This is a genomic window from Echinicola salinicaeni (assembly GCF_014280965.1).
GTDB lineage: Bacteria > Bacteroidota > Bacteroidia > Cytophagales > Cyclobacteriaceae > Echinicola > Echinicola salinicaeni.
Map to the genome: position 1 here is coordinate 1 of NZ_JACODZ010000015.1, position 23,508 is coordinate 23,508.

General features: G+C 35.6%; 22 protein-coding genes. 4 read left to right on the forward strand and 18 right to left on the reverse strand.

Annotated features, from left to right (window positions below; all coding sequences use genetic code 11):
• The first annotated feature begins 16 nt into the window (after positions 1 to 16).
• Complete coding sequence (locus H7U17_RS20135) at positions 17 to 1,033, forward strand: PorP/SprF family type IX secretion system membrane protein (protein WP_230981515.1); 1,017 nt, start codon at positions 17 to 19, stop codon at positions 1,031 to 1,033.
• Positions 1,034 to 1,091: 58 nt separating this feature from the next.
• On the opposite strand, the gene H7U17_RS20140 is transcribed toward H7U17_RS20135, so the two are convergent.
• The 3 genes from H7U17_RS20140 to topA all read right to left on the reverse strand — a co-directional run bounded on the left by H7U17_RS20140 (position 1,092) and on the right by topA (position 5,009).
• On the reverse strand, positions 1,092 to 1,805 hold the full coding sequence (locus H7U17_RS20140) for a pirin family protein (RefSeq protein WP_186758657.1): 714 nt from the start codon (positions 1,803 to 1,805) through the stop codon (positions 1,092 to 1,094).
• Positions 1,806 to 1,852: 47 nt separating this feature from the next.
• A complete protein-coding gene (locus H7U17_RS20145; protein ID WP_186758659.1) occupies positions 1,853 to 2,536 on the reverse strand; it encodes an SIR2 family NAD-dependent protein deacylase in 684 nt (227 codons plus the stop codon).
• 151 nt (positions 2,537 to 2,687) lie between these two features.
• Positions 2,688 to 5,009, reverse strand: coding sequence for a type I DNA topoisomerase (gene topA / locus H7U17_RS20150; protein WP_186758661.1), 2,322 nt, complete (start codon positions 5,007 to 5,009; stop codon positions 2,688 to 2,690).
• A gap of 166 nt (positions 5,010 to 5,175) precedes the next feature.
• On the opposite strand from topA, the gene H7U17_RS20155 reads away from it, so the two are divergent.
• Positions 5,176 to 5,655 carry a SixA phosphatase family protein gene (locus H7U17_RS20155; RefSeq protein WP_186758663.1) on the forward strand — a complete coding sequence of 160 codons (480 nt, stop codon included), beginning with the start codon at positions 5,176 to 5,178 and terminating at the stop codon, positions 5,653 to 5,655.
• A gap of 133 nt (positions 5,656 to 5,788) precedes the next feature.
• On the forward strand, positions 5,789 to 6,865 hold the full coding sequence (locus H7U17_RS20160) for an agmatinase family protein (RefSeq protein WP_186758665.1): 1,077 nt from the start codon (positions 5,789 to 5,791) through the stop codon (positions 6,863 to 6,865).
• 46 nt (positions 6,866 to 6,911) lie between these two features.
• Here H7U17_RS20160 and H7U17_RS20165 read toward each other — a convergent pair whose 3' ends face one another.
• The 8 genes from H7U17_RS20165 to H7U17_RS20200 all read right to left on the reverse strand — a co-directional run bounded on the left by H7U17_RS20165 (position 6,912) and on the right by H7U17_RS20200 (position 14,473).
• Positions 6,912 to 7,139, reverse strand: a complete 228-nt coding sequence (locus H7U17_RS20165; protein WP_186758667.1) for a YtxH domain-containing protein — start codon at positions 7,137 to 7,139, stop codon at positions 6,912 to 6,914.
• Positions 7,140 to 7,250: 111 nt separating this feature from the next.
• The gene (locus H7U17_RS20170) at positions 7,251 to 8,147 is read right to left on the reverse strand and encodes a DUF481 domain-containing protein (protein ID WP_230981516.1); all 897 of its coding nucleotides are present in this window, start codon (positions 8,145 to 8,147) and stop codon (positions 7,251 to 7,253) included.
• A gap of 257 nt (positions 8,148 to 8,404) precedes the next feature.
• Complete coding sequence (locus H7U17_RS20175) at positions 8,405 to 9,049, reverse strand: OmpA family protein (protein ID WP_186758671.1); 645 nt, start codon at positions 9,047 to 9,049, stop codon at positions 8,405 to 8,407.
• 27 nt (positions 9,050 to 9,076) lie between these two features.
• The gene (locus H7U17_RS20180) at positions 9,077 to 9,910 is read right to left on the reverse strand and encodes a tetratricopeptide repeat protein (protein ID WP_230981517.1); all 834 of its coding nucleotides are present in this window, start codon (positions 9,908 to 9,910) and stop codon (positions 9,077 to 9,079) included.
• Between the two features lie 335 nt (positions 9,911 to 10,245).
• Complete coding sequence (locus H7U17_RS20185; protein ID WP_230981518.1) at positions 10,246 to 11,142, reverse strand: DUF6515 family protein; 897 nt, start codon at positions 11,140 to 11,142, stop codon at positions 10,246 to 10,248.
• Between the two features lie 63 nt (positions 11,143 to 11,205).
• The gene (locus H7U17_RS20190) at positions 11,206 to 11,943 is read right to left on the reverse strand and encodes a DUF2092 domain-containing protein (protein WP_186758675.1); all 738 of its coding nucleotides are present in this window, start codon (positions 11,941 to 11,943) and stop codon (positions 11,206 to 11,208) included.
• 147 nt (positions 11,944 to 12,090) lie between these two features.
• On the reverse strand, positions 12,091 to 13,215 hold the full coding sequence (locus tag H7U17_RS20195) for a helix-turn-helix transcriptional regulator (protein ID WP_186758676.1): 1,125 nt from the start codon (positions 13,213 to 13,215) through the stop codon (positions 12,091 to 12,093).
• A gap of 202 nt (positions 13,216 to 13,417) precedes the next feature.
• Positions 13,418 to 14,473 (reverse strand): helix-turn-helix domain-containing protein, encoded by a 1,056-nt coding sequence (locus H7U17_RS20200; RefSeq protein ID WP_186758678.1) that lies wholly within the window; start codon positions 14,471 to 14,473, stop codon positions 13,418 to 13,420.
• 627 nt (positions 14,474 to 15,100) lie between these two features.
• On the opposite strand from H7U17_RS20200, the gene H7U17_RS20205 reads away from it, so the two are divergent.
• Positions 15,101 to 15,505, forward strand: coding sequence for an NUDIX hydrolase (locus tag H7U17_RS20205; protein ID WP_186758680.1), 405 nt, complete (start codon positions 15,101 to 15,103; stop codon positions 15,503 to 15,505).
• Between the two features lie 99 nt (positions 15,506 to 15,604).
• Here the strand turns inward: H7U17_RS20205 and H7U17_RS20210 are convergent, their stop codons facing one another.
• From H7U17_RS20210 to H7U17_RS20240, 7 genes are all read right to left on the reverse strand, one after another.
• Entirely contained in the window at positions 15,605 to 16,654 is a 1,050-nt protein-coding gene (locus tag H7U17_RS20210) for an LA_2272 family surface repeat-containing protein (RefSeq protein WP_186758682.1), read from the reverse strand.
• A 71-nt stretch (positions 16,655 to 16,725) separates the two neighbouring features.
• On the reverse strand, positions 16,726 to 18,405 hold the full coding sequence (locus tag H7U17_RS20215; RefSeq protein WP_186758684.1) for a peptidase associated/transthyretin-like domain-containing protein: 1,680 nt from the start codon (positions 18,403 to 18,405) through the stop codon (positions 16,726 to 16,728).
• An 11-nt stretch (positions 18,406 to 18,416) separates the two neighbouring features.
• On the reverse strand, positions 18,417 to 19,382 hold the full coding sequence (locus H7U17_RS20220; RefSeq protein WP_186758686.1) for a FecR family protein: 966 nt from the start codon (positions 19,380 to 19,382) through the stop codon (positions 18,417 to 18,419).
• Positions 19,383 to 19,386: 4 nt separating this feature from the next.
• Positions 19,387 to 19,956, reverse strand: a complete 570-nt coding sequence (locus H7U17_RS20225) for an RNA polymerase sigma-70 factor (RefSeq protein WP_186758688.1) — start codon at positions 19,954 to 19,956, stop codon at positions 19,387 to 19,389.
• 180 nt (positions 19,957 to 20,136) lie between these two features.
• Positions 20,137 to 21,186 (reverse strand): MBL fold metallo-hydrolase, encoded by a 1,050-nt coding sequence (locus tag H7U17_RS20230; RefSeq protein WP_186758690.1) that lies wholly within the window; start codon positions 21,184 to 21,186, stop codon positions 20,137 to 20,139.
• Between the two features lie 102 nt (positions 21,187 to 21,288).
• Positions 21,289 to 22,767 carry a sensor histidine kinase gene (locus H7U17_RS20235; protein ID WP_186758692.1) on the reverse strand — a complete coding sequence of 493 codons (1,479 nt, stop codon included), beginning with the start codon at positions 22,765 to 22,767 and terminating at the stop codon, positions 21,289 to 21,291.
• Between the two features lie 24 nt (positions 22,768 to 22,791).
• Positions 22,792 to 23,484, reverse strand: coding sequence for a response regulator transcription factor (locus H7U17_RS20240; protein ID WP_186758694.1), 693 nt, complete (start codon positions 23,482 to 23,484; stop codon positions 22,792 to 22,794).
• Positions 23,485 to 23,508 lie beyond the last annotated feature (24 nt).

Below are 23,508 nucleotides of genomic sequence, written 5' to 3' on the forward strand. Positions count from 1 at the left end.
TTAACCTGTTGAGATAATGAAAAGCTATTGTCGAGAAATGAATAATTGTTTTGCAAAGAGAAAGCCAAGCGGTAAAATGAAAAAGGTTTTAGTTTATACATTGATATTGCTGCTGTCTGCACCTATGTTGGTGCAGGGGCAGTCGAGGAAATATATCAGCCAGTTCAACTTTTTCCAGAGTTATTATAACCCTGGACTGACCGCCTATGAGGGCAGTGCGCTGAGGGGCTTTGTCCGGAACCAGTGGAGCGGTTTCGAGGGGGCACCGCGGACGATGTTCTTCAGTGCGGAGCTGGACTTCGGGGAGATGAAAGGGGAGGAGGACCCGGCCCTGATGGGCAAGAATGCGGCCAGCCTGAACCTATTGTTCGATGAGTACGGTGCCTTCAGGGAAACCTCGCTGGTGCTGGGCTATGCGAGCAGGATCAGGCTGACAGAAAAGCACAACCTGCGCCTGGGAGCGGGGGTAAGCTATACCAATGTCAAGCTGGACGGCACGTCCATGACCGTGGAGCAGCAGAACGACGAACTGCTGGGGCAGTATATCGGAGGTTTTTCCGATATGCAGATCATCGACTTCAATGTAGGCCTGGCGCTGACGCATGAAAAGTATTACCTGTCCTATGCGATGCACCAGGTTAACGGTGGCGGTTTTTCCAGTGGTGATGAGTTTATGGATGGGCGGCCTGTCAATTATATCGTACAGGCCGGCTACCGGGAAGCGATCAGCGACAAGGTTGCGGTGATCGGGAATTTCTTTTACCGGAACCAGGAAGATCTTCCGGATAATGTCGAGTTCAACCTGAAGGCCCTGTTGATGGACAAATTATGGTTGGGAGCGGGGCACCGGGTGGACTATGCGAACAACCTGCAGCTGGGCTTTCTGTTGAAGCGGGTGAAGGTGGGCTATGTCTATGAGTTCCCTACCAATGGGAGCTATCTCTTGCCCGGCAATACCCACGAGTTCATGGCCATATTCAGCCTGTTCAGGACCAACGAAAGGAAACATGCCAAAGAGGTGTTGATCTGGTAGGAAATAAAAATTCTTTAATTAAAAAAGCCCTTTACAGAACATAAAGGGCTTTTTTGATTTAATCCAAAGGAACTTCCATTAACAATATTTTGGCATTGGAATTAGCTTTGATATTGAAGGAGGATGTTTCTGTTATTCCTAAACCATCCCTTAAATTTAATTCAATACCTTCGATATTAAGGTTTCCTTTTAGAACAAAAAGATATACTCCATTTTTACTAGCGTCCTTGAGTGAATAAGTTAATTCATTTCCTGATGTTATATTAGAAATATAAAACCAGGCATTTTGATAAATCCATACACCATCATCATTTTTATTTGGAGATAAAATTTGCAAAAATTGATTATTGGCTTCTTTTTCATTCAGTGTAATTTGATCATACCTTGGTTCAACATTCCTTACGTTCGGAATGAGCCAAATCTGAAGGAATTTTACAGGTTTGTCTTTATTCTTATTGTATTCACTATGAAGAATACCTGTTCCAGCGCTCATTACTTGGACATCTCCTTCTCTGATAACGGTCGTATTGCCCATGCTGTCCTTATGCTCTAAATCCCCTTCAAGAGGAATAGAAATAATTTCCATATTATCATGGGGATGAGTACCAAAGCCCATTCCAGGGGCCACTTCATCATCATTTAATACTCTCAGGTTACCGAAATGGATTCTATCAGGATTATAATAATTGGCAAAACTAAAGGTATGAAAGGAATTAAGCCAGCCATGATTGGCATGTCCTCGGCTGTTTGCTTTATGAAATACAGTATTCATTTTAGTAGTATTTAATGTCACAATATCTAGGATACTAAAGCGTCACCTTATATTAAAAATTCCTTTAATTTACTTACTCCCTTACTCGCTGTTTCTTGAATAACAGTTAAGTTGTCTTTCAGTCCAGTTTCCGGAATATTTATATCAATGATATAGGTAGGTGTGGATGGATTAGTATATTGAAGAAGGCTTGCAGCAGGATAAACGAGTAGGGAAGTTCCAATAACAACAAATATATCTGCTTCCTGAGTAGCTTTGATCGCAGGATCCATCATGGGGACCATCTCCCCAAACCAAACGATAAAGGGGCGTAATTGACTTCCTTTTTCACATTTATCTCCCAATTTTATTTCCAATGAATCCATATCATATACTAAGTTTGGATCTAGAGTACTTTGAGATTTAAAGAGCTCTCCATGTAAATGAATAATTTTACTGGAGCCTGCACGTTCATGAAGGTTGTCTATGTTTTGTGTAATGATGGTGACGTCAAAGTCATTTTCCAAATCAGCCAATCCGTAATGAGCAGCATTTGGACTTACATGTTGAGCCTGTTTTCTTCTTTGGTTGTAAAACTCCAGGACAATTTCCTTATTTTTTCTCCAGCCATCTGGGGAGGCTACTTCCATAATATCATGGTTTTCCCATAATCCATCACTGTCTCTAAAAGTCTTGATACCACTTTCTGCAGATATTCCAGCACCAGATAAAACCACCAATTTCTTTTTCATATTTGTTCTCACGTGTCCAGATTAAAAATAAGAAAACTTATTAAATAAAAATGCTAGCAACTATAATAGAAACAAAAAATTGGCTTTCAAAAAGGGGAGTATTTCACTATTTCCTAAAGCAAAAAAAGCCGGAACATTGTCCGGCTTTCTACTACTTTTTCTTTTTAGCGTACCTTCCTTTTTTCTTTTCAGGTTGGTTTTCTATGATCTCAATGGTTTCTTCATAGCTAAGGTCCTCAGCTACCTTATCTTTTGGGATTTTAAAATTGTTCTTCCCAAATTTAATATAAGGTCCCCATCTACCATTCAATATTTGAATTTCAGGATTTTCATCGAAGCTCTTAATATGCTTTTTGGCATCTGCTTCTCTTTTATCTTTGATAAGCTGAATAGCTTCTTCCTCTGTAATGCTTAAAGGATCTAGTTCTTTTCCAAGAGAAACGAATTTACTGTCATGTCTGATATAAGGACCAAATCTCCCTATTGCAGCCACAATCTTTTTATCTTCAAACATACCTACATCTCTTGGAAGTTTGAAAAGTTCCATAGCATCCTCGAAGGTAATGCTTTCAATAAATTGTCCTTTCTTCAGACTGGCAAATTGCTTTTCCTCATCATCTTGATCACCAATTTGCACCAAAGGCCCAAATTTACCTAAACGAACAATAACTGGTTTTCCAGTTTTAGGGTCCTTCCCTAATTCTCTGGATGAACTCACATTGGCCCGCTCGACGGTTTCTGCTTCTTCAACCGTATTATGGAATTTACCATAGAAATTTTCGATCATATCATCCCAATGCTGTAATCCATGGGCTATATCATCAAATTCCTTTTCTACTTTAGCAGTAAATTTAAAATCAATGACATTAGGGAAATGTTCTACTAAGAAGTCATTGACAACCATCGCTATATTGGTTGGGAAAAGTTTATTCTTATCAGAACCTGCGGTTTCTGTTTTCTCACTTTTTGTAAACTCTCCCTTTTTAATGATCATTTCTGTGTAATTACGAGGTTTTCCATCTCTGGATTCCTTAATTACGTAATTACGTTTTTGTATGGTTGAAATGGTAGGAGCATAAGTCGAAGGTCTTCCGATGCCCATTTCCTCCAATTTCTTTACTAAAGAAGCCTCCGTGTACCTTGCTGGAGGTCTGGTGAAACTCTGACGAGCTTTCATTTCAGTCAGGTCCAAATCTTGACCAATAGTCAGAGGAGGCAGAAGGCCTTTGCTTTGATTGTTATCCTCATCCTCTTCGTCATCGGTGCTTTCTAAATATACCTTTAAGAAGCCTTCGAATTTGATTACTTCTCCATGGGCACTTAGATTTTGCTCAGAATTACTAATTGCAATACTCACATGCGTTTTTTCCAATTGTGCATCTGACATCTGCGAAGCAATCGCCCTTTTCCAAATCAGTTCATACAAACGCTGTTCGTTTCTCTCACTACCTGCTTCTAAATTAGAAAAATTAGTAGGTCTTATGGCTTCGTGAGCCTCTTGTGCTCCTTCTGACTTTGAGGTATAAGATCTAGCTTTATGGTATTCATCTCCAAAAGCACTTATAATCTGCTTCTTTGCGCTTTCCATTGCTTCTGCAGATAGGTTTACACTATCCGTTCTCATATAGGTAATCTTACCTGCCTCATAAAGCCTCTGGGCAATGGTCATGGTCTGAGAAACAGAAAAACCTAATTTCCTACTTGCCTCTTGTTGGAGGGTAGAAGTAGTAAAGGGGGCAGCAGGGGATTTTTTAGCAGGCTTTTTCTCCAAGTTCTTGATGGAGAACTTAGCATCTAAGCAGTTTTTAAGAAACTCTTCTGCCTCTTCTTGGCTGTCAAATTTCTTGGGTAATTCAGCATTTAAAACCTTACCCTTTACATCAAATATTGCAGTTATTTTATAGGAAGATTTGGATTCAAATTTATCAATTTCCCTTTCCCTTTCTACAATAAACCTAACAGCTACTGATTGAACCCTACCTGCTGAAAGACCTGCTTTTACTTTTTTCCAAAGTACTGGAGATAATTCAAAACCCACCAACCTATCTAAAATCCTCCTTGCTTGTTGGGCATTAACTAAATCTATATCAATAGACCTTGGGTTTTCTATAGCTTTAACAATTGCATTTTTGGTAATTTCCCTAAATACAATTCTTTTGGTGTTATCTTCTTTTAACTTAAGTACCTCTTTTAAATGCCATGAAATGGCTTCTCCTTCACGGTCATCATCACTCGCTAGGTAAATGGTCTCAGAATCTTTAACCAAGCTTTTGAGCTGTTTGATAACTTCTTTTTTGTCCGAGGTGACCTCATAAGTCGGATGGAATTTATTTTTTATGTCAATGGCCTTATCTCCCTTAGGCAAATCCCGTACATGACCATAGCTCGATGCTACTTTATAATCTTTACCGAGATAACCTTCAATGGTTTTGGCTTTGGCTGGAGATTCGACAATGACTAAATTTTTTGGCATAGTGATATTCTTTATCTGGAAGCAGTGATTATTATTATCATGCTCTACAAAACTCAAAAATAGAAGCGATTATATTCTCCTCCAAATATAAATTCATCTCATATTGATTTTGGCATGGTTATTTCGTTGTAATATTGTAATAATTTTTCATCGATATCAAGGTAATATGGCAAAATATCTGACATTATTAAGACATGGAGAGGCAGAACCAGCCAAAGGATTTAAGGAGGATTTTCATAGAAACCTGAGCGATAATGGGAAATATAAATTGAATAGGCTTGGCATTTTATTAAAAAAAAGAAAATTATTTTTTGACTTAGCATATATAAGTGCTGCTAAACGAACTGTAGAAACCGCTGAAATAATCAGTGATTACTCATCTATTTCTAATAAAGAAGTAAAAAGAGATTTATATCTATCAGGCGTGGATATGGTTTTTGAAATATTAAGCTCAACACCCAATGATATCAATCATATCATTTTTATAGGACACAATCCTGGCATTAGTGCAGTACTGGCGGTGCTTACAAATGATTACCAAGTTAATTTAGCACCTGGAATGATGGCAATGATTGAGCTACATGCTGATTCATGGGATGTGTGCATAAATAGGGGGATGGGTACTTTAAATGAAGTTCTCCAGTGAAAAATCAGAGAATTATCGTTTTTGATAATGGGTATATTCGTGGAATTTCAGTAAATTAAATAAGGAATTTAAATCCTATTGTCGGATTTTAACCTATGTCTTTTTGAAAAAATAACAGTAGAAAAATAAGGTTATGATTACTAAGAAACAGGAAGTAATTAATCATTTTGATCCAAATGGAGTAGCATCACAAGGCAATATTTTTGGTTTGCCATATGATGAGGAAACAGCAACACTTATCATAGTTCCAGTACCATGGGAAGTAACCGTAAGTTATTCTCACGGTACAGCAATGGGACCTGCAAGTGTACTAAATGCTTCTGCTCAAGTTGATCTTTTTCAGGATGATATTGTGGATGCATGGACCATGGGTATTTACATGTTGCCTATTCCTGCAGAATTGGCCCAAAGCAACTCTAATCACCGCAAAATAGCCGACGATTATATAGAATGGTTGGAAACGGGGAAGCAACAAAAAGATAAAGAAAAGTATTTGGCTGTTCCTGATCTTATTAATCGGGAATGTTTAAAGATGAATGAATGGGTATACAAGACAACTAAAAATTATCTCAATCAAGGTAAATTAGTGGCTTTATTGGGAGGGGATCACAGTACTCCACTTGGCTATATCAAAGCTTTGTCCGAAAAGTACTCCAGTTTTGGTGTCCTCCAAATAGATGCCCATGCTGATTTGCGGGAAGCTTACGAGAGTTTTGAATATTCACATGCGAGCATTACCCATAATTTCATGAAAATTCCGCAAGTGGAAAAATTGGTACAAGTAGGTATTCGGGATTATTGTGAGGAGGAATCAGATAGAGCCAAAGAAGATCCTAGGATTCATACTTTTTATGATAAGGATATCAAGGAATCTATGTATGAAGGAGCTACATGGAGATCGGTATGTAACCAAATAATTAATTCATTGCCCAGGGAAGTCTATATCACTATTGATATTGATGGATTTGACCCCAAGCTTTGTCCCAATACAGGTACCCCTGTTCCTGGGGGATTTGATCTCGAACAAATCATGTATTTAATGAAGTTATTGGTTAAATCAGGAAAAAAAATAATTGGCTTTGATGTAGTCGAAGTAGCACCTAGTAATGATGGGAATGAAATTGATGGAAATGTAGGTGCTAGGGTTTTATACCGGATGTCCAATCTTTTTGGCGTATCTCAGAATAAACTTTGGTGGACTGAGCATTAAGAAGAATAGACAAAGAAGCCCGGAAAATGATTCCGGGCTTCTTTGTCTATTCTTCTAATTTTTTTTGAATATCATCTGCCTTTTCATCCAATTTGTCCGCAACATCTTCCAAGGATTCGCTAACATCCTCTGCTGCATCTTCTATTTTATCTGCAGCTTTTTCTAATTTGTTTTCTACCTTTTCCAATTTTTTGGATAATTTACTCTTTTTCTTATCCTCACAAGAGCTGAATAAAAATACGAGTAAAACAACTAAAGGAGCTAACTTTTTCATATAGGATCAATTTCTAATGGCTAATAATTTAGTGCAGTAAAAGTAATGAGCTTTTTATAATAATTCGGTTTAATTGAAAAACTAAAATCCAAATAAATAAGAACGATCCTATTATAATTCCCATCCTATACCAGTTTGAAAGACATAATCCGCTTTACTTGCACCTTCTACAACCTGGTTATCATAGTTTAGGGTAAAACCAGCTTTGATATACAATTCCAAAGGCAGGTCATATTTGACATCAATATTATAATCAAATCTCCATCTTCCACTTTCCGTTATACCAGGGAAAATTACTGCTTTTGTAAGTAAGTCTAGGTCTCCGATATCATATAAATTAAGTTCACTACCCACATAAGCCTCCATACTGTTTCTGTCTTCATCTTCACTAGAAAACCGTTCATTTACGTAAGAAAAACCGCCTTCAACACCAAAATAAGATTGGTTGGTGTGGATAATATATTTACCCATTCCCAGCTTGAAAATACTTCTCAAATCTAGTTTTTGTTCTGTATTGGACAGAAAGGAATAATTGGCCGGGACATACCAGTCTTTAGGGAGAAATTTTCTATAAGAAAAACTTCCATCTTCTCTACGAATAGGATCCACTTCATCTTGGTTGGACCTAATAAGGTTATAGCCTGCAGAAGCAGACCATCTGGGTGCTACATAACCTAAAGAAGTTCTAAGTCCTGATTGTGTCAAGTTATTGGCTTTGGTGAAGCTATAATTAATATCAATATTGGCAGATAACCTACTGATAAAATCATCCTCATAGGTTTTGAAATACACAATCTCATTAACATCTACCTCTATGGTCTCACCATCTAAAGTATGTATAAGAATGCGATTAGGGGAGGAAGATTTTAAATAGCCATTATGTCTTCGACCGGATGTTAATGTAATGAGATAGTTTTGTGTAGAATACACCTCACTGATTTTTTCCCACTCAATTTCAAAATCACTGTCACTGTAATCCGTTTCTATAATTACAACACCTCTATCCATTGACTTTATTTCACCAACAATGACATCTTTATTTTTAAATATTAATGAATCATTTTGGCCATATGAGGAATTAAAAAATAGACAGCATAAAAAGAACAATAAAATTAAATTTTTAATCATAGGTATTGACTTTTAGTGAAATACTGATATGAATTATTTAGATATTAAAATAATAAAAAATATATACAAATATTCTGTTTTATGTTTATGATTTTATTTAATTTTTTTACAAAAACCTATTTGAATTATTAACTAAATCATAGCTCACCGGATTTAGCTTTTGCCTGCATTTCTTCATCAGCGTAAATAGCCATTTCTACTCTTCTATTCTTATTTCTGTTTTCCTCATCGTTTGGATATTTTGGTTGGGTTTCACCGTACCATTTTTCAATTAATCGTGATCTATCAATACCATTTTCAGCGAGGAAATTAGAAACTGATTTTGCTCTTTTCTCAGATAAGGACATATTGAATTCTTCACTTCCTGTATCATCAGTATGTCCTTCAATCAATATATAGGTATCACCATATTTCTGGAATACAGGTATGGCCCTCAAAAGATCATCTTTATAACTTTCGCTTAAGTTGGCGGAATTTATTTCAAACACTAAGCTAGCATCAAAGGTAACGTTGATTCCCTCATCGATTCTTTTCACCTCCGCAGTAGGAATTGCCTGGGCCAACTCTTTAGCCTGCTGGTCCATTTTTTTACCAATTAAATTACCAGCAGTACCTCCAATGGCAGCTCCTGCTAATACCCCCCAAATACTTCCTTTGGATACAGCAGCACCAATGGCAGCACCACCTGCAGATCCTATTGCAGTTCCTTTTTGTTGATTGTTCCAATTGGCACAGCCCAATAAAACACTTATGCTTAGGATTAAAATAAATAGCTTTTTCATGGTCCAATTTGTTTTCAGTTAGTGGAGTTAATTGCATACTAAAGCGGAGAACATATCCATGCTCATGTCTTCCCATCCCAAACTCAAGGCCTTGCTGAGATCAGAACAGAGTACATCTTTTTCATCTGAAGTCATTTTATCCCGAAGTTCATTTGCCTTATTGGTCCCATATTTATTCTCCAGTTTTTTAAAAGAAACTTTTGTACGGCTAATAGAAACATCTAAGGGGTCATGACCTTTATTTAAGGCCTCATCATAATTAGCATAAGCTTTTTCATATTCATTATAATAAAGATTCATATCACCTCTCTGGATTATAAAAGACGTTTTTTCGGGACTCAATTCAATAGCTTTATCCAGATAGATATCCGCGGAATCTCGATCATTGAGTTGCCTACTATAAATCCTTGCCATTAATGCATAGTTATTGGCTCTTTCATTCGTGTTTTGATTCATTTCTGTCAGCTCAATTACTTTTTGTAATTCTGATTTAGAACCTTCCAGATCACCCAATTTGTTTAATGCTATTCCTTTATGGAAATGTGCCAACAGGCTTTTGTCCTTGGTTAATTTCAGTGCAGCATCAGCTTCCACTATGGCCTGTTCATATTGCTGAAGTCCATTATAGGCCTCAGCTTTACTTGTTGCAGCAATTTCTTTGGCATCTTTTGTTTTGCAGTTGCCACTAAACTCATCTAGTTTAGCCAGTGCCTCTGTATAGGATTCATCCCCTAAATGTTCATTTACTTCTTCCAATATGGCCTTACATTTCTTTCCCATGGTGAAAGTCTGGGAATGGATGGGCTGGTATGACATTAGGAATATTAGAATGAGAATCAAGTAATTTGATTTTCCTTTCATTACAATTATGTTATGATTTTGGACTCAATGGAATAGTATTAGTCTGGCGACATTAAATAGCTAGCGCTATACCTTGGTGAATCATTTTAATGCTTTAAAGTGATGTTTTAATTCTTTAATAATCATTTGATTGCTTTTAGAACTCCTTCGATAAAATTAAAAAGTAAAGCGCAGCATAATTATTTAAAAATTGGTCAATCTGCTTAAAATTATAGGATTTAGCAAGACTTATAATTACAGCTAGTAGTTACCATTTATTAGGGATGTAATACATGTAATGATCGTAATTATCAGGTATTTATTCAGATATTAATATTTACTCGTAAAGACAAGTTTTAATTTTCTTCTTCTTCAACCTGAACTACTTCATACATGTTTTTCCCATCTAGCTGAATAGGCTGGTAATAGGTTTCACCATATTGTACATAGGTTTGATGGCCAATTTTCACTTCTTCTGCTCCTTCAGGTAGATTTTCTACTATTGTACCAGCAGTAGGAGGAACAACGGTATAGCCTTCATCTGTCTTCTCATAATAGGTCCCTCCATAGTAATAGTTATTGGTGGTTTCATTTACCACTACTGTAGTAGTTTCTTTTGGTAAGGTTTGAACAGTGGCACCTACAGGGGGTTCTACCACGGTATACCCGTTATTGCTTTGGACGTAATAAACACCGTTATCATAGTGATACCTTTGGTTTTCAATGGAAATCACGATAGCGGTAGCAGCTAATGAAGCAACAAAAAATCCCCAAGGATGCCAGGCAGGCCCCCAATAATAAGGTCTAAAAGGATGATAATAATACGGTCTATAGCAATAGTACCTGTATCTACCATAACTATAGGGTGGTCTATAATAAGGACGAGGGTTTCTTATCACTACAGTACTTCTTCTTATATTCACTCGATTGTTTACAGAAGGCCTGGGGTGATTTACAGGCCTAGAGTGGTTTGGGCGATTTTCATAATTGGGCCTATTCGTAGATGGTCTTGTTGTACTAGGCCTAGAATTGCTAGGTCTATTATAACTAGGCCGGCTTGTAGGTCTGGATGTATTAGGTCTCGCTTGACTGGGCCTTGACTGAGGACGTCTAGTATTATTAAAGTTGGGTCTTTGCCTTGACTTTTGGGCACCACCGTTTATACTTCTTCCTGAAGTAGGTCTTGACTGTACACCACCTCGAGAAGGAGCATGCCTCAACCGCTGTGCAGTTAATGAGTCTGGTATTAGCATTAATAAACAAATACAAATACCTAAGATTAATTTTAGTTTTGGGGGATTCATCATCATACTTCACTATAAAGGTTTTGGAAGAATGGAAACAAGTTTTGACCCTGGTGGTGGGCTAAAATCAAATATTTTATCAGGATATTCTATATTAACCTTCCAATCTGAAAATGTGGCTTCATACTGGCTGGCTACTTCCTTTCCATAATTGATAATTAACAATTTTAAAGGAAGACCCAATGTGTCGTTTGAAATCCATATTTGAACATTCATTTCATCTTTGATAGCGGTAATTTGGAATGTTTCTTTTCCTTCAATTGTTTTCTTTCCTAAAAAATATATTTGATCGAAATCATCAATTAGGTCATCAGTAAATGAAGGATAAAAAAAGTCCGCTGCAGGAAAATCAACTCCAAACTTGTAATTAACACTATCTATCATACTCAATGTGTTATTTGGAGCAGCAATAGTTGTATAATTATTTTCATCAAATGAATACCTGGTAAAGGAATTTCCATCATAATAAAATCCACGCCTTCCAGGATAACCATTAGCAAGTACCAACATTTTATCCGGCCCCTGCATGACTACCTCATAATCGGTGAATTCTTTAGAATAAGCTGAAAAGTGATAAGTATTGGGGTGATCTGCTGAAGTTGAAAGATGAAAGCTGCAAGACTGTAATTGACCGATTACTTCACTCATGCGGTCAAGAATATAAATAGCTGTTGAATCAATTGACTTTTCTTGTGAATAAGAGAAAAGGGGATAGCAAATTAGTACAAATAGGAAGAACAGTATTCTCATGTTTTTATCCATTTATTACCTAGTATGAGGAGATGATTAACAGATTATCATAATCTATTTATCTTTCAAATTAATTTAAAGAGGATGGAGTTGAAGTCCGAAGACTTTATGAATTATGCTGACAACTGTTATAAATATTGTCATATCTTATTTGTTCGAGGGGAATTTCAAAAAATGACTGATATAATCTATAGCATTATATCCTGTAAACTCTTTAAAGGAATTGATAAAGGTAGTGCGATTTTTGAAGCCACTTTTCTTAGCTAATATATCCAAAGTAAGTTTAGATATGGCTCCTTTTTTAATTATTGATTGGCTGTATATTATCCTTTGCTGGTTAATATAGTCTTCAAAACTTAAGCCTTCTTTTTCCCGAAAATAGGAATGAAGTTCAGTACTTGTTACACCTAATTCCTTTGCCATTTGTTCGATATTAAAATATTCACCCAAGTGTGGCTTATGTTTATTCAAATAAGTCTCTAATTGTTTTTCTAGCCTTTTATACTTATCATTTTCTATTTGGATTTTGGTATTTATATCGGACTTTAGCCACTTCTTTTCTATTGGAGCTGGTAATAAGTCAAATAAGAAATCAGGTCTGAAAAACAAAGACAAACTAATTATTAGAATACCCAGAGATTCCATAAAATTAATTAAAAAGGAATCCTGAGTAGAATACCCTGAAATTTTAAATATGAAGAAGGGAACAAAAATGAAAGGCAAAATCATGATATAAAATTTCACCCATTTAAACCAGCCCTTAAGTACCTTGATTTTCTTTTGTTTTTTTAAATATAAAATTCTTAAAGTAATATTAAGTTCAATAAACCAATAGAATCCCATTTGAAGGTAAACCAAAACTGTTACAGGTTCTATTAAACTATTAATAGATTTATTACTATAGTTGATTACTCCCAATGCCAGTATTACACATGTTAGTGTAAAATGGATAAAAATATCGTAGGCCTTTAACTTTTTATTAATCAATAAATTAATGTGTAAATAATGGATTGGCACAAAAAAAGACATCAACACTAACACTAAAAACTCTGGCCTAATAAACACAAAAAAATGTTCGAACTGCTCAATAGAAGCAATTATATTCAAGGAAATCCATAGAAAAATACTGAAGAACATTAAACTTAGAAGTCTTATGGCGATTCTTTGATTTTTGATTTGACTAGAATAGGATAGAAGAACAATGGCTGCAATAAGCGAAGCTGTTACCGCCAATAATTGGAAAATTAAACTTGATGAGATATTAATTTGCATATCCTTAAAGAAATTTTTTAACAACAAATTAGAATGTCATCCTTATTGAATTACTTAATTTGAAGCAATACAATATGATTACTGATCCTATCAACTATAAAAAGACTGATAGCTATTGCCGTTAAATTAAAAATACTTTTAATGGAATATGGAATTAATAAAATTCGAAATGCCAAAATTTATAATTTTGGCTAAGTTTTGATTATTTGAAATTTTTGATGAATTCAGAGGGAGTCTGACCGGAGAATTTTTTAAAAGCAGCCCTAAATGAATTCCGATTGCTAAATCCACAATCAAAAGCTAAACCCTCAAGCGTTATATTCTTCCATTCACCAGCCCTGATTTTTTGTTTACAGTGCTCAATTCTATACTTATTTAAAAAGTCATTAAAATTCACCCCTTTTTGTTTATTAATAAATGAACTCAATATATATAGGGGGATATCAAGTTCTTCTGACATATCATTAAGATTATAGCCCTGGTTCAAGTATGGAGCATTATTTTCTATATGATCGTTTAATTTAAGGTCTATTTCTAAGATTCTTGATTCACTTAAGAACTTTGAGGTATAAGAATTACCATTGGTCATACCCTTATTTCTTTTTTTGCTTTTCTCCTTTCTTGAAGATGGATTCATGACATAAGCAAAACCATATAAGATCTTAGGTTGCCTAAATAAGTAAATACAAGTACTTAAAATAACTAGAGCCCCAGCACCTTGACTAAAATCTTCATAAATTTCATTTTGGAATGGGGAATAAGAATAGATGAAATAAGGATAGAATAGAAAAAACTGAATGGAAATAAAAAAGAAAACCCAATTTAGAATGAGTTGATTTCTTTCTTTGAACTCTTTTTCTTGGTTGCTTATGAATCTGATTATTAGTTCAAGCTGTAGTATAAAATATATTCCGAAGAATATATGATACATAATATTTACTGACTCAACAGGAATGAAAGATAACTGTAAAAATAAAGAATCACTTTGCAAGCCTGATTCCCCCATATTTAATAAGTTGATTTTTTCTTCGTGGGTTGAAATTAGATAAGGAATACTGTCAATCAGCACTAGGAGAAATGGGATAATATGGACAAAATCCTTTCGCGAAAAGGAGAATGAATAAAGTAGTTTTCTTATATAAAGATAGGAAAGTGGAATAAACAAAAAGCATAGTATATTGCTTATTTTGGCAGCAAGGGGAAACTGATAAATCATATTACTATCCGTAATAATCCCGGCAATAATAATCATTACCATTACTATCAAGGCTAAGCTTAAAAACAATCTGGACTTTTCCCTAGCATCTTTGAATGATAATAATATTAAAATGGTGATTACCCCCAAAGCAACGGCCAACAGGTTGGTTAAAGTCAGTAGATTAAATTGCGTTGTCATATTCATCTATTAGCGTTTTAATTGAAAAAATGAGTTAAATAGTGGCTCTGTTAAAACTAAAGTCAAAATTATTTCAATTCGAAATAAGTTTAATATATAGTATAAATATTTTAAACTCCATGTATTAAATAAATGTTATTTTTTTGAATTTATTTGAGATTGTACCCCTTAAGCTACTGAATTTAACAAACTATAAAATATGGACTATTTAAAATCTATTTAATAATTAATTCATGCTTATTGAAATCTTTGATAAAATATATGAATTATTTCGAATTATTCTAAATGCATTTCTAATTAATAATTAGAATCATTAAGTAAAAAAAACAATAAAATTCCTATGAATGATTAAAATAGGTGTATCAACGATAGCTCATTGGATTAAATGGGTTTTTAATATATTTTTCACTTACTATCCTTTTATTTTTTCCATTTTTGGAAAGCCCATGATAGAATAGTTTATATTTCAAATAGGTTAATTATAATTATATGGATTGGAATAATTGGGATTGTACATATAGGGTAAGTATTAAAGCATTTATTGTAAATGATTTGGGTGGATTCTTAATCGTGAGGGAAGATAATGGCCTCTGGGATTTACCTGGTGGTGGGCTTGATAGAGGAGAAAGCCCTAAAGATTGCATTTATCGTGAAATCAATGAAGAAATGGGCTTAAAGCCGATTAAGATAGAGCCAAGGCCCATGCTGCTTTTTTCTTCTAATAATCCAAAAGGGGAGCCCATTGTAAATGTTCTTTATGAAACACAATTAGCTCATTTGGATTTCACCTCTACAACTGAGTGCCGTGAATTAAAATTTATTCATAAAAAAGCAGATCTGCATGGACTTACTACCTACCAAAACGTTCTGGATCTTGTAGAAATGATATTTTAAATATTGGACTTTAATATTTCTTTGAGATCCCTATCCACCAATTTTATTGAAATCAAGGTGGATAGGGCTTATTAATGCTTATTATTCAATTTAAGACATTTAATATAAAGAGAAATTATACCTTAGACTGGCATTCATACCAAATATAAATTCATTTCTATAATCTATTCTTTCCTTATAAAAATAGAACATGGGGTCCACAAAGTCATTGGCCCGATCTGTTCCCGACCATACAGCACTCGGACCAACCGTTAAGTGAATTTTGGGACTTAATGCTAATCCCATATTTAAGCTCAGTCTTGCCATATCTTTATTTGTACTAATATGGTTTAGATAATACCCTTCAGGGTTTAAGTAAAATTTGGAACCAAGTGGTAAAATGCTTCCAAAACCACCCCCTAAGGCAAATTTGTCTTTGAAATTAGGATTGTACGCACCGTTCAATGTGGTGTAAAATTTAGACACACCAATTTTAAAAGCCATATTGACAGGGTGCATTTCAGTAAATCCCACCTCTATTGCTTTATAACCTCCTTTTCTAATTATAGATAGGAAACCAATAGGAACCGCACCATTACCTACGCTATCAGCATAATTCAAGAAACCGATTTGAACACTATTTAATTTTTTAACAACATTTACAAATCCAATTTGCGCACCTGTAACTTCTTTTGGATTAATATTAACAAAACCAACTTGCGTACCCTTCAAGTCATCAGCTACTGTATTTACAAATCCAATCTGAGCGCCATTAGAGGTTTTGACTGCGGTATTTACAAATCCAATCTGGGTGCCCTTAAAATACTTAGTACTGGTGTTGACAAAGCCAATTTGCGCTCCATTTATATAATCTGCAACGGTGTTGATAAAACCTATTTGAAGGCCGTTGACAGCTCCGCCACTTGTATTCACAAAGCTGATTTGGCTCCCCATAAATTTCTTTTCGTTTATATTGACGAAACCGATTTGGGCACCACGTTGGTTGCCTTCACCATGATTTATAAATCCTATTAATGGGTATTTGAAACCTTCCGGAACATGATTATATACAACAGTATATAAGACTGGACTTGAGGTGCTGTCTTGAGCTTTTAGGGGTAATACAGCGGACAATAATATAATAGTCAATATTAGTTTTAGGATTTTCATAACTTTAGCCTTATTAGAATAATTATGTTTTCTTATAAGACACTTGGCGAATAAATTACCCTTATAAAAATCTATAAAATAACCTGAAGACCTCCTGATATACCGTAATACAGATAGTGGATTCCAAAATCGTTGGTTTCCTTATCTATTATCCAGCCAGGAACAGTTGATTCCACATTTTCAAATGATCCAAAATTAAAAGATGGTCCTATATAAAACCTAAAGCGTTTACTAAAATTAATCGCTGGAAGAAGCTTAAAGGAACCGGTAAAATAGTTTTTACCGTAAGATCCTATTGAGGTCCTTGAAATTAATTCTGCGTTGGTTTGAAATGATTTCGATTTAATAAGGTGATAACCCAATCCAGCATCTACAGCAATCGGGTTTCGGTCTCCCAATAAGGAATTCCCGATTCCTATTAAACCATAAGTATGTGTCCCTCCGGATCGAAATACTGTCTGAATCATTTGGCTTTCATCGAAGGTCAATGAAATGGTTTTTTCCCCTGATTTGATAATATTGATCAACCCAATGGGGTATTTACTACTATCTGCGATATTGACTAAGCTGGTGATTTGCCAGCCAGTTACATGGCCGCCTTTATTTAAAAGTCCAGAAACCTGCGTGCCAGTCTTTTCTATACTTTGATTGCCCAAACCTGCTATCTGGAGTCCATCCATCGACTTGGACTGATTTATTAAACCCGCTAATTGAAATCCCTTGGTCTCCTTGCTTACATTTACTAATCCACCTGCTTGAAAGCCACTGGTATTGCCCAGTACTACATTTGAAATACCTGCTAATTGAACCCCTTTTGTATTCCCTCCAACAATATTGAATAAACCTGCTGCTTGTAAATAATCAACATTCTTCCGGTTGATATTAAATAGACCTGCAAGTTCCACCCCATTTACCCCACCAGAATACCCTCCAAAAATATTTATCGAAGCATTATTTATGGCCTGTGTATTCATCATCCCATGCGTACTTACAGCAGGAATCAAGGATACTTGGACGGGAACTTCAGCAAAGAATCCACCAATATTAAGCCCCTGCATTCTTTGTTTAAACCCTGTAAACATCCTACCTATATAAGTGTTCTCAACTCCATCTCCCTCTTCGGAATCTGGATAAAACTTGTACTTCGGATTTTTCTTCTTTGCAGATATATCAAATGGGGGCAATAGCATAAAAGTGGTATCCCTATAATTTTCCTTGCTTATGGTTAAAAGCACGGATTTGTCCGGATTCTTTAGCTTTAATTCAAAATATCCATTTTTATCGGTCATGGAAGAGGCTAACATGCTTCGCTCATAGACACTGGCATAGGCAATTAATTCATCGCTATCTAAATCCTTTATTTGCCCCGTGATGACCCAGGAATTTCCCTGCTGGGTGTCTATACCTTCATCCAAATACAATTTGTTTGGAGCATAGCGGATAACGATATAGCCAGGGGTTTCAATAAACTCATATTTGGGACCTAGTGCCCTCAAAAGCACTCCACGTATATCTCCTGAGTACTCTGGGAAATTGACTAAGCTATCTTCAGGAATGATATTGCTATTATAGGAAAAGAAAAAATCATGCTTGGCAGAAGTGGATTTCAAAAGCTCCTCAATACTGACAGTAGCCATTCCATCCATTGAAACAGACTTATCAAGGTTCCCTTGAGCGAATATTTCTAAACCGTGCGAAAAAAATAATACAAAAAGGATCATAAAATCCTTTACCAGCCCCTTTGCTGTCATGTTCAACTGAATTATTTAATAACGATTCTATTGGGTTCTCTGACGATGGTTAAACCAAAAGTAGCTTTTAATACTTCCAAATTATTTTCCAGAGAATCGTTACTGAAGGTAGTAGTTAATGGTAAATTTCGCAAATGTTCATTGGCAATGACAATATTTGAATTATAAGCTTGGTTAAGTACCTCAACTACCCTCCAAAGCGGTGTTTCATGCGCTTTAAAATAATCACCAACATAATAATTATAAAGCTGGTCATCAACCTGAGTAATGGTCAGTAAACCTTTTAAACCATCTATAAACAACTTATCTCCAGGTTTAATGATATGGGCCTCCCCCTCAAAATCTACCTGTACTGATCCGGATTTAAGAATAACCTCAATCTGTTCATTGTGTTTTTTTACATTAAAAGATGTACCCAAGACAGTGATTTTAGCTGCTCCGACATTCACTTCAAAAGGTCTGCTTTCATTTCTTTCCACTTCAAAAAATGCTTCGCCTTCTATCAGTTCAGCTTTTCTGAAAGGATTAATAATTGACTGATTAAATGTCAATTTACTATCTTTGTTTAAAGTAATTGTAGATCCATCGAATATGGTGTGGGAGAGGGACTTATTTCTTGATTCCAAACTCAAATTTGAAATAAATTGATTATCCGGTGCCATTAAATTGGAATATACAAGAAATGAAGTCACAAAAACCAAGATGAATACAGCAGCTACTTTATACCATTGTGCTAGAAAGAACTGCTTACCTAAAAAAGGGCGCTTTTGACTTCTTCTATTTTTAAAATCCTCCCAAACTTCTTCCACATCTATCTTATCAGATATTGGGGCATTGAGACTCTTCTCCCAAATTAATCGGATATGTTGGTATTGTTTCTGATGATCTGGATCAGCTTCAATCCATTGTTGGATATGCTTGTTTTCCATTTCATCAGTTTCCTGCAACAGATATTTTATAAGTTTACTATCATTCATAGGATCATATATTTGTAAACAGGAATAATATGATAGGTAGAAAATCAGCTAATTCTACTCTTAAGTGCTTTAAAGCCTTGCCCATATGCGCTTCTACAGTCTTTACAGAAATACCCAAACGGTCTGCTATTTCCTGGTATTTTAATGATTCATACCTGCTGAGGAGAAATACTTTTCGGCATTTCTCTGGCAATGATTGTAATGCCAACTTCAACATTCCCATCAACTCGGAATCATCACCTTCATCTTTTTGAACAGGTGCTGAAATTGATTGATATTTAGTGATATTTTGATGCTTCTGTTTCACTTTCTCGTGCCTTATAGTATTCATACTATTTCTATATACCATCTGGTATAAATAGGCTTTCACAGAGGTCTCAATATGAATTTGCTCCCTTTTTTCCCAAAGCTTCAGAAAGACATTCTGGACGATTTCCTTAGCCTCATCTTCATCCTTCAATAGGGCACAGGCATAACCGTGCAAAGCTTGAAAATGACTTTTAAATGTCGCTTCAAACACTTTTTCATCAATGAGTGATGAATCTTCCACTTCAAGCTGTGTAGAATATTCCACCTGTTTTGTTCAATTGTGATTTAAACTGATATCTTTTTTTCCTGTTATTATTAGGACACGGTGATAAGGGTTTACCCTATGTTTAATTTAAAATTAATTGAAAAAAGTTTATAACCTTATTCAAAAATCATCACTAGCTTCAAATGAATATAAAATCAAGCACTTTAAGGCTATTTCAGTTCAATCTATTTTTTTCCACCATGAATTCTGATTTTCCATATCAGATAAGCCGAAAACCTGACCTAATGAAGGGGTGAAGTGTGGTTGATTTTTGTTCAGTGCTTCATGTTCAAATCTTATTATTGGATCCTTCCAATGATGTGGCGCCAGTGAAAAGGCTCCCCAGTGTACAGGTATGGCCACACTGGCCTTGGCATCAATAGCTGCTTTGACGGCTTCTTCTGGATATAAATGGATCTGATGCCAGTGTTCATTGTATTGGCCGCACTCCACAAACATGACATCAAATGGGCCGTATTTTTTTCCTACGTTCCCAAAATGATGATCGTAACCACCATCACCACTCCAATAAATACTGTGTTCAGGTGTTTTGAATACCCAACCACCCCAGAGAGATTTTGCACGGTCAAATGCACCACGACCAGAAAAATGTCTTGAAGGGGTAAAAGCAAAAGATATCTCTTTGAATTCACCTTCTTCCCACCAATCAAATTCTTTCACCTTAGAAGCTTCCAAGCCCCACTTTTCTAAATGCCTGGATACGCCAAGTGCCACAAACCAATTGTCAACTTTGGGAATTAGTTTTAGTAAGCTTTTATAATCGATATGATCATAATGATCATGGGTGATAAAAATCGCATCAATATCCGGTAAGCTATCAATCAATTCAAGCGTGTTTTTACTGAATCTTTTGGTTTTGAAGGGAGCGATAGGAGAGGCATTGTCGCCAAACATGGGATCTATCAGAATATTCTTACCCATTAAGCGCATCAACAATACAGAATGACCATACCAAATAAACTTAGGTCCAGTGATGTTATCAGTAAATGCCGCCTTATCAATCGCAATGATAGGCAATGGCTGATTGGGAATCCTTTCTTCAGTATTGGTAAAATTCTGCTTTAGTAATTTAGGGAGTGTCTTAAGGTTGACATTCATAGTAGTAGCAGAAAGATTTTGAAATTTCTTTCCGTTCCACTGAGGTGAATTTCTGAAATTCTCCAAATCTGCTTTTCTAACTGAACCGCCAAATTGGGGATGAATAGTCATATAATTTCTATTAAGCTTGCTAGGGTAAATTAATTAATACCATGTATACTGATATATGGGAATAAGGTTGCCTATATATGTAGTTCGCATTTTATATAATACCTAAATTCTAGCAGTGTATTGCGGTAACTCAAAGGAGAAAACGGCCCCTTTTTCTGGTCCATTTGTAACAGCAATTTTTGATTGGTGTAATTCCAGGATCTTCTTAACGATATCCAAACCTAATCCTATTCCTCCGCTGCCTTCACCGCTAGTTTCTGTACCTTTTTTGTATCTTTCAAAAATCACATTTAGTTTGTCTTGGGGAATACCATGTCCAGTATCTGCAACTTTTACCATGATTTTATCCTTTGTTGAAAAAGCTTCAAGATGAATCCTGCCACCTTCCGGTGTAAATTTGATGGCATTATCAAGTAGGTTTTGAAGTGCTCGGTCTATCAGTCCTACATCTCCTATAGCCATGGGAAGATCTGTAGGAACTTTGCTTTGCATTACTATATCTTTCTCTTTGGAAATCATCTTATACTTCAAAAGATTATCTTGAAGCAGTTCACTCATGGAAAACGGCTCTATTATAGCTTCTACTTCATTAGCCTCCAATTTGGATAGTTGGAAAAGTTGATCAACCAATGTCTTTAATTGGGAGGTGTTTTTGAGGATCGTATGTATGTATTTCTGTTGCTGTTCTGAGTTTAGTTCGTGCTTTTTTAGCACCAAGGTTTCAGCAAAGCCCTTGATAGTAGCAATCGGAGTTTTCAAATCATGGGAGACATTGGCCACCAACTCACGCCTGGATTGTTCCATTGATTGGATGGCTTTGATGTTCTTTTGGATTTCTGCAGCCATCTCATTAAAGGTCTGAGCCAGATCTTTCATTTCACCATTGCTTTTTATATCTATTCTACCATTAAAATCTCCATTTTGAAACCGTTTAACCGCTGAAATGACTTTCCTATGGCTGTTTGTTAATGCGTATATGGCCAATAACCCAATTGCCAAAGCAATAATGATTAATATGGGTAGGGTATTGCTGGCTATATTGAATATATACCTGTCCAGAATTTCATTTCTTGCTTCTGCGTACTTTTGTCCTGTCAGGACTACATAGACATATCCAGACAGTTTTCCATTTTTATTGATTGGTGCTGCAGAGAATATTTTTGCTTGATCAGGGTGCCTGGGATCTGTGGATTTTTTATAATAGGTATCATTACTATTTAAGATTTCCTTGACCGGAATTAGGTCAATCTGTTTCTTTTTGATTAAACTGTCTGGAGCTGAATAGTTAAGCACTTGCCCTGCCGTATCCAAAAAATAAATTTCAATTGCAGGGTGCAATATCATGGCGCTATGAAATATATGCTCCAGTTGGTTTTGGTCAATACTATCAATCGGAAAAGCGGATATTTCCGCTGCGATATGAGTGGCCACCTCCTTGTTCAGGTGTTGGTCGGCTTCCTCACTAAATTGGAAAGCAGTCTTACCAAGAATTAAAATAAAAATGAAAGAAAGTATCAATAATATACCCAAAAGCAATGCCGATATTTTCCAGAATAAACTATTAGGAAGGCTTTTAAACATGATTTTGTTCTTTAGGTTTGTTCGTTATTCTACAAATCTATACCCAATTCCCCAGCTCGTTAGGATGTATTGGGGCCTTTGCATATCGGTCTCTATTTTTGATCTTAAGCGATTAATATGACTGTTTACCGTATGCTCAAATCCTTGGAAATCATAATCCCAAACCAATTCCAATAAGCGACGTCGGCTAAAGCTCTTCCCAGGATGCGAAGCTAATAGAGACAATAGTTCAAATTCCTTTGAGGTAAGGCTGATTCTTTCTTTGTTAACATGAACTGATTTTTTGTCCAAATCAATCTTTAAACTACCACGCTGAACGATACTTTTGATCGCTGAGGTATTGATTTTGGCCAATTCCATCCTTCTAAAAATGGCCTTCACACTGGCTTTGAATTCTAATATAGAAAAGGGTTTGGTCATATAAACATCTGCTCCAATTTCCAATCCATCTACTCTGTCCATCTCTTCTGATTTGGCTGTTAACATCATTATAGGCGTATTAAAATGTAGGTCCCTTAGTTTTTGGCATATATCCATGCCACTCATTTTCGGGAGCATAAGATCCAAGACAATGAGATCATAAGGATGGTTTTGGGCCATTTCGAAGCCTAAGTCTCCCTTGTCTGCGTGACTTACCTCGCAGCCTAAATCCTTCAAATGAATAGTTAATAATTCTGCAATATCCCAATCATCTTCTATGGCCAATACTTTGTGCATACCTCAATTGATTATTCTTTAATT

Bases quoted from the DNA above. Each gene is read 5' to 3' on its own strand.
- H7U17_RS20135 (WP_230981515.1), top strand. From the start codon at position 17: ATGAAAAGCTATTGTCGAGAAATGAATAATTGTTTTGCAAAGAGAAAG.
- H7U17_RS20140 (WP_186758657.1), bottom strand. From the start codon at position 1,805: ATGAATACTGTATTTCATAAAGCAAACAGCCGAGGACATGCCAATCAT.
- H7U17_RS20145 (WP_186758659.1), bottom strand. From the start codon at position 2,536: ATGAAAAAGAAATTGGTGGTTTTATCTGGTGCTGGAATATCTGCAGAA.
- topA (WP_186758661.1), bottom strand. From the start codon at position 5,009: ATGCCAAAAAATTTAGTCATTGTCGAATCTCCAGCCAAAGCCAAAACC.
- H7U17_RS20155 (WP_186758663.1), top strand. From the start codon at position 5,176: ATGGCAAAATATCTGACATTATTAAGACATGGAGAGGCAGAACCAGCC.
- H7U17_RS20160 (WP_186758665.1), top strand. From the start codon at position 5,789: ATGATTACTAAGAAACAGGAAGTAATTAATCATTTTGATCCAAATGGA.
- H7U17_RS20165 (WP_186758667.1), bottom strand. From the start codon at position 7,139: ATGAAAAAGTTAGCTCCTTTAGTTGTTTTACTCGTATTTTTATTCAGC.
- H7U17_RS20170 (WP_230981516.1), bottom strand. From the start codon at position 8,147: ATGGATAGAGGTGTTGTAATTATAGAAACGGATTACAGTGACAGTGAT.
- H7U17_RS20175 (WP_186758671.1), bottom strand. From the start codon at position 9,049: ATGAAAAAGCTATTTATTTTAATCCTAAGCATAAGTGTTTTATTGGGC.
- H7U17_RS20180 (WP_230981517.1), bottom strand. From the start codon at position 9,910: ATGAAAGGAAAATCAAATTACTTGATTCTCATTCTAATATTCCTAATG.
- H7U17_RS20185 (WP_230981518.1), bottom strand. From the start codon at position 11,142: ATGCTAATACCAGACTCATTAACTGCACAGCGGTTGAGGCATGCTCCT.
- H7U17_RS20190 (WP_186758675.1), bottom strand. From the start codon at position 11,943: ATGAGAATACTGTTCTTCCTATTTGTACTAATTTGCTATCCCCTTTTC.
- H7U17_RS20195 (WP_186758676.1), bottom strand. From the start codon at position 13,215: ATGCAAATTAATATCTCATCAAGTTTAATTTTCCAATTATTGGCGGTA.
- H7U17_RS20200 (WP_186758678.1), bottom strand. From the start codon at position 14,473: ATGGTAATGATTATTATTGCCGGGATTATTACGGATAGTAATATGATT.
- H7U17_RS20205 (WP_186758680.1), top strand. From the start codon at position 15,101: ATGGATTGGAATAATTGGGATTGTACATATAGGGTAAGTATTAAAGCA.
- H7U17_RS20210 (WP_186758682.1), bottom strand. From the start codon at position 16,654: ATGAAAATCCTAAAACTAATATTGACTATTATATTATTGTCCGCTGTA.
- H7U17_RS20215 (WP_186758684.1), bottom strand. From the start codon at position 18,405: ATGACAGCAAAGGGGCTGGTAAAGGATTTTATGATCCTTTTTGTATTA.
- H7U17_RS20220 (WP_186758686.1), bottom strand. From the start codon at position 19,382: ATGAATGATAGTAAACTTATAAAATATCTGTTGCAGGAAACTGATGAA.
- H7U17_RS20230 (WP_186758690.1), bottom strand. From the start codon at position 21,186: ATGACTATTCATCCCCAATTTGGCGGTTCAGTTAGAAAAGCAGATTTG.
- H7U17_RS20235 (WP_186758692.1), bottom strand. From the start codon at position 22,767: ATGTTTAAAAGCCTTCCTAATAGTTTATTCTGGAAAATATCGGCATTG.
- H7U17_RS20240 (WP_186758694.1), bottom strand. From the start codon at position 23,484: ATGCACAAAGTATTGGCCATAGAAGATGATTGGGATATTGCAGAATTA.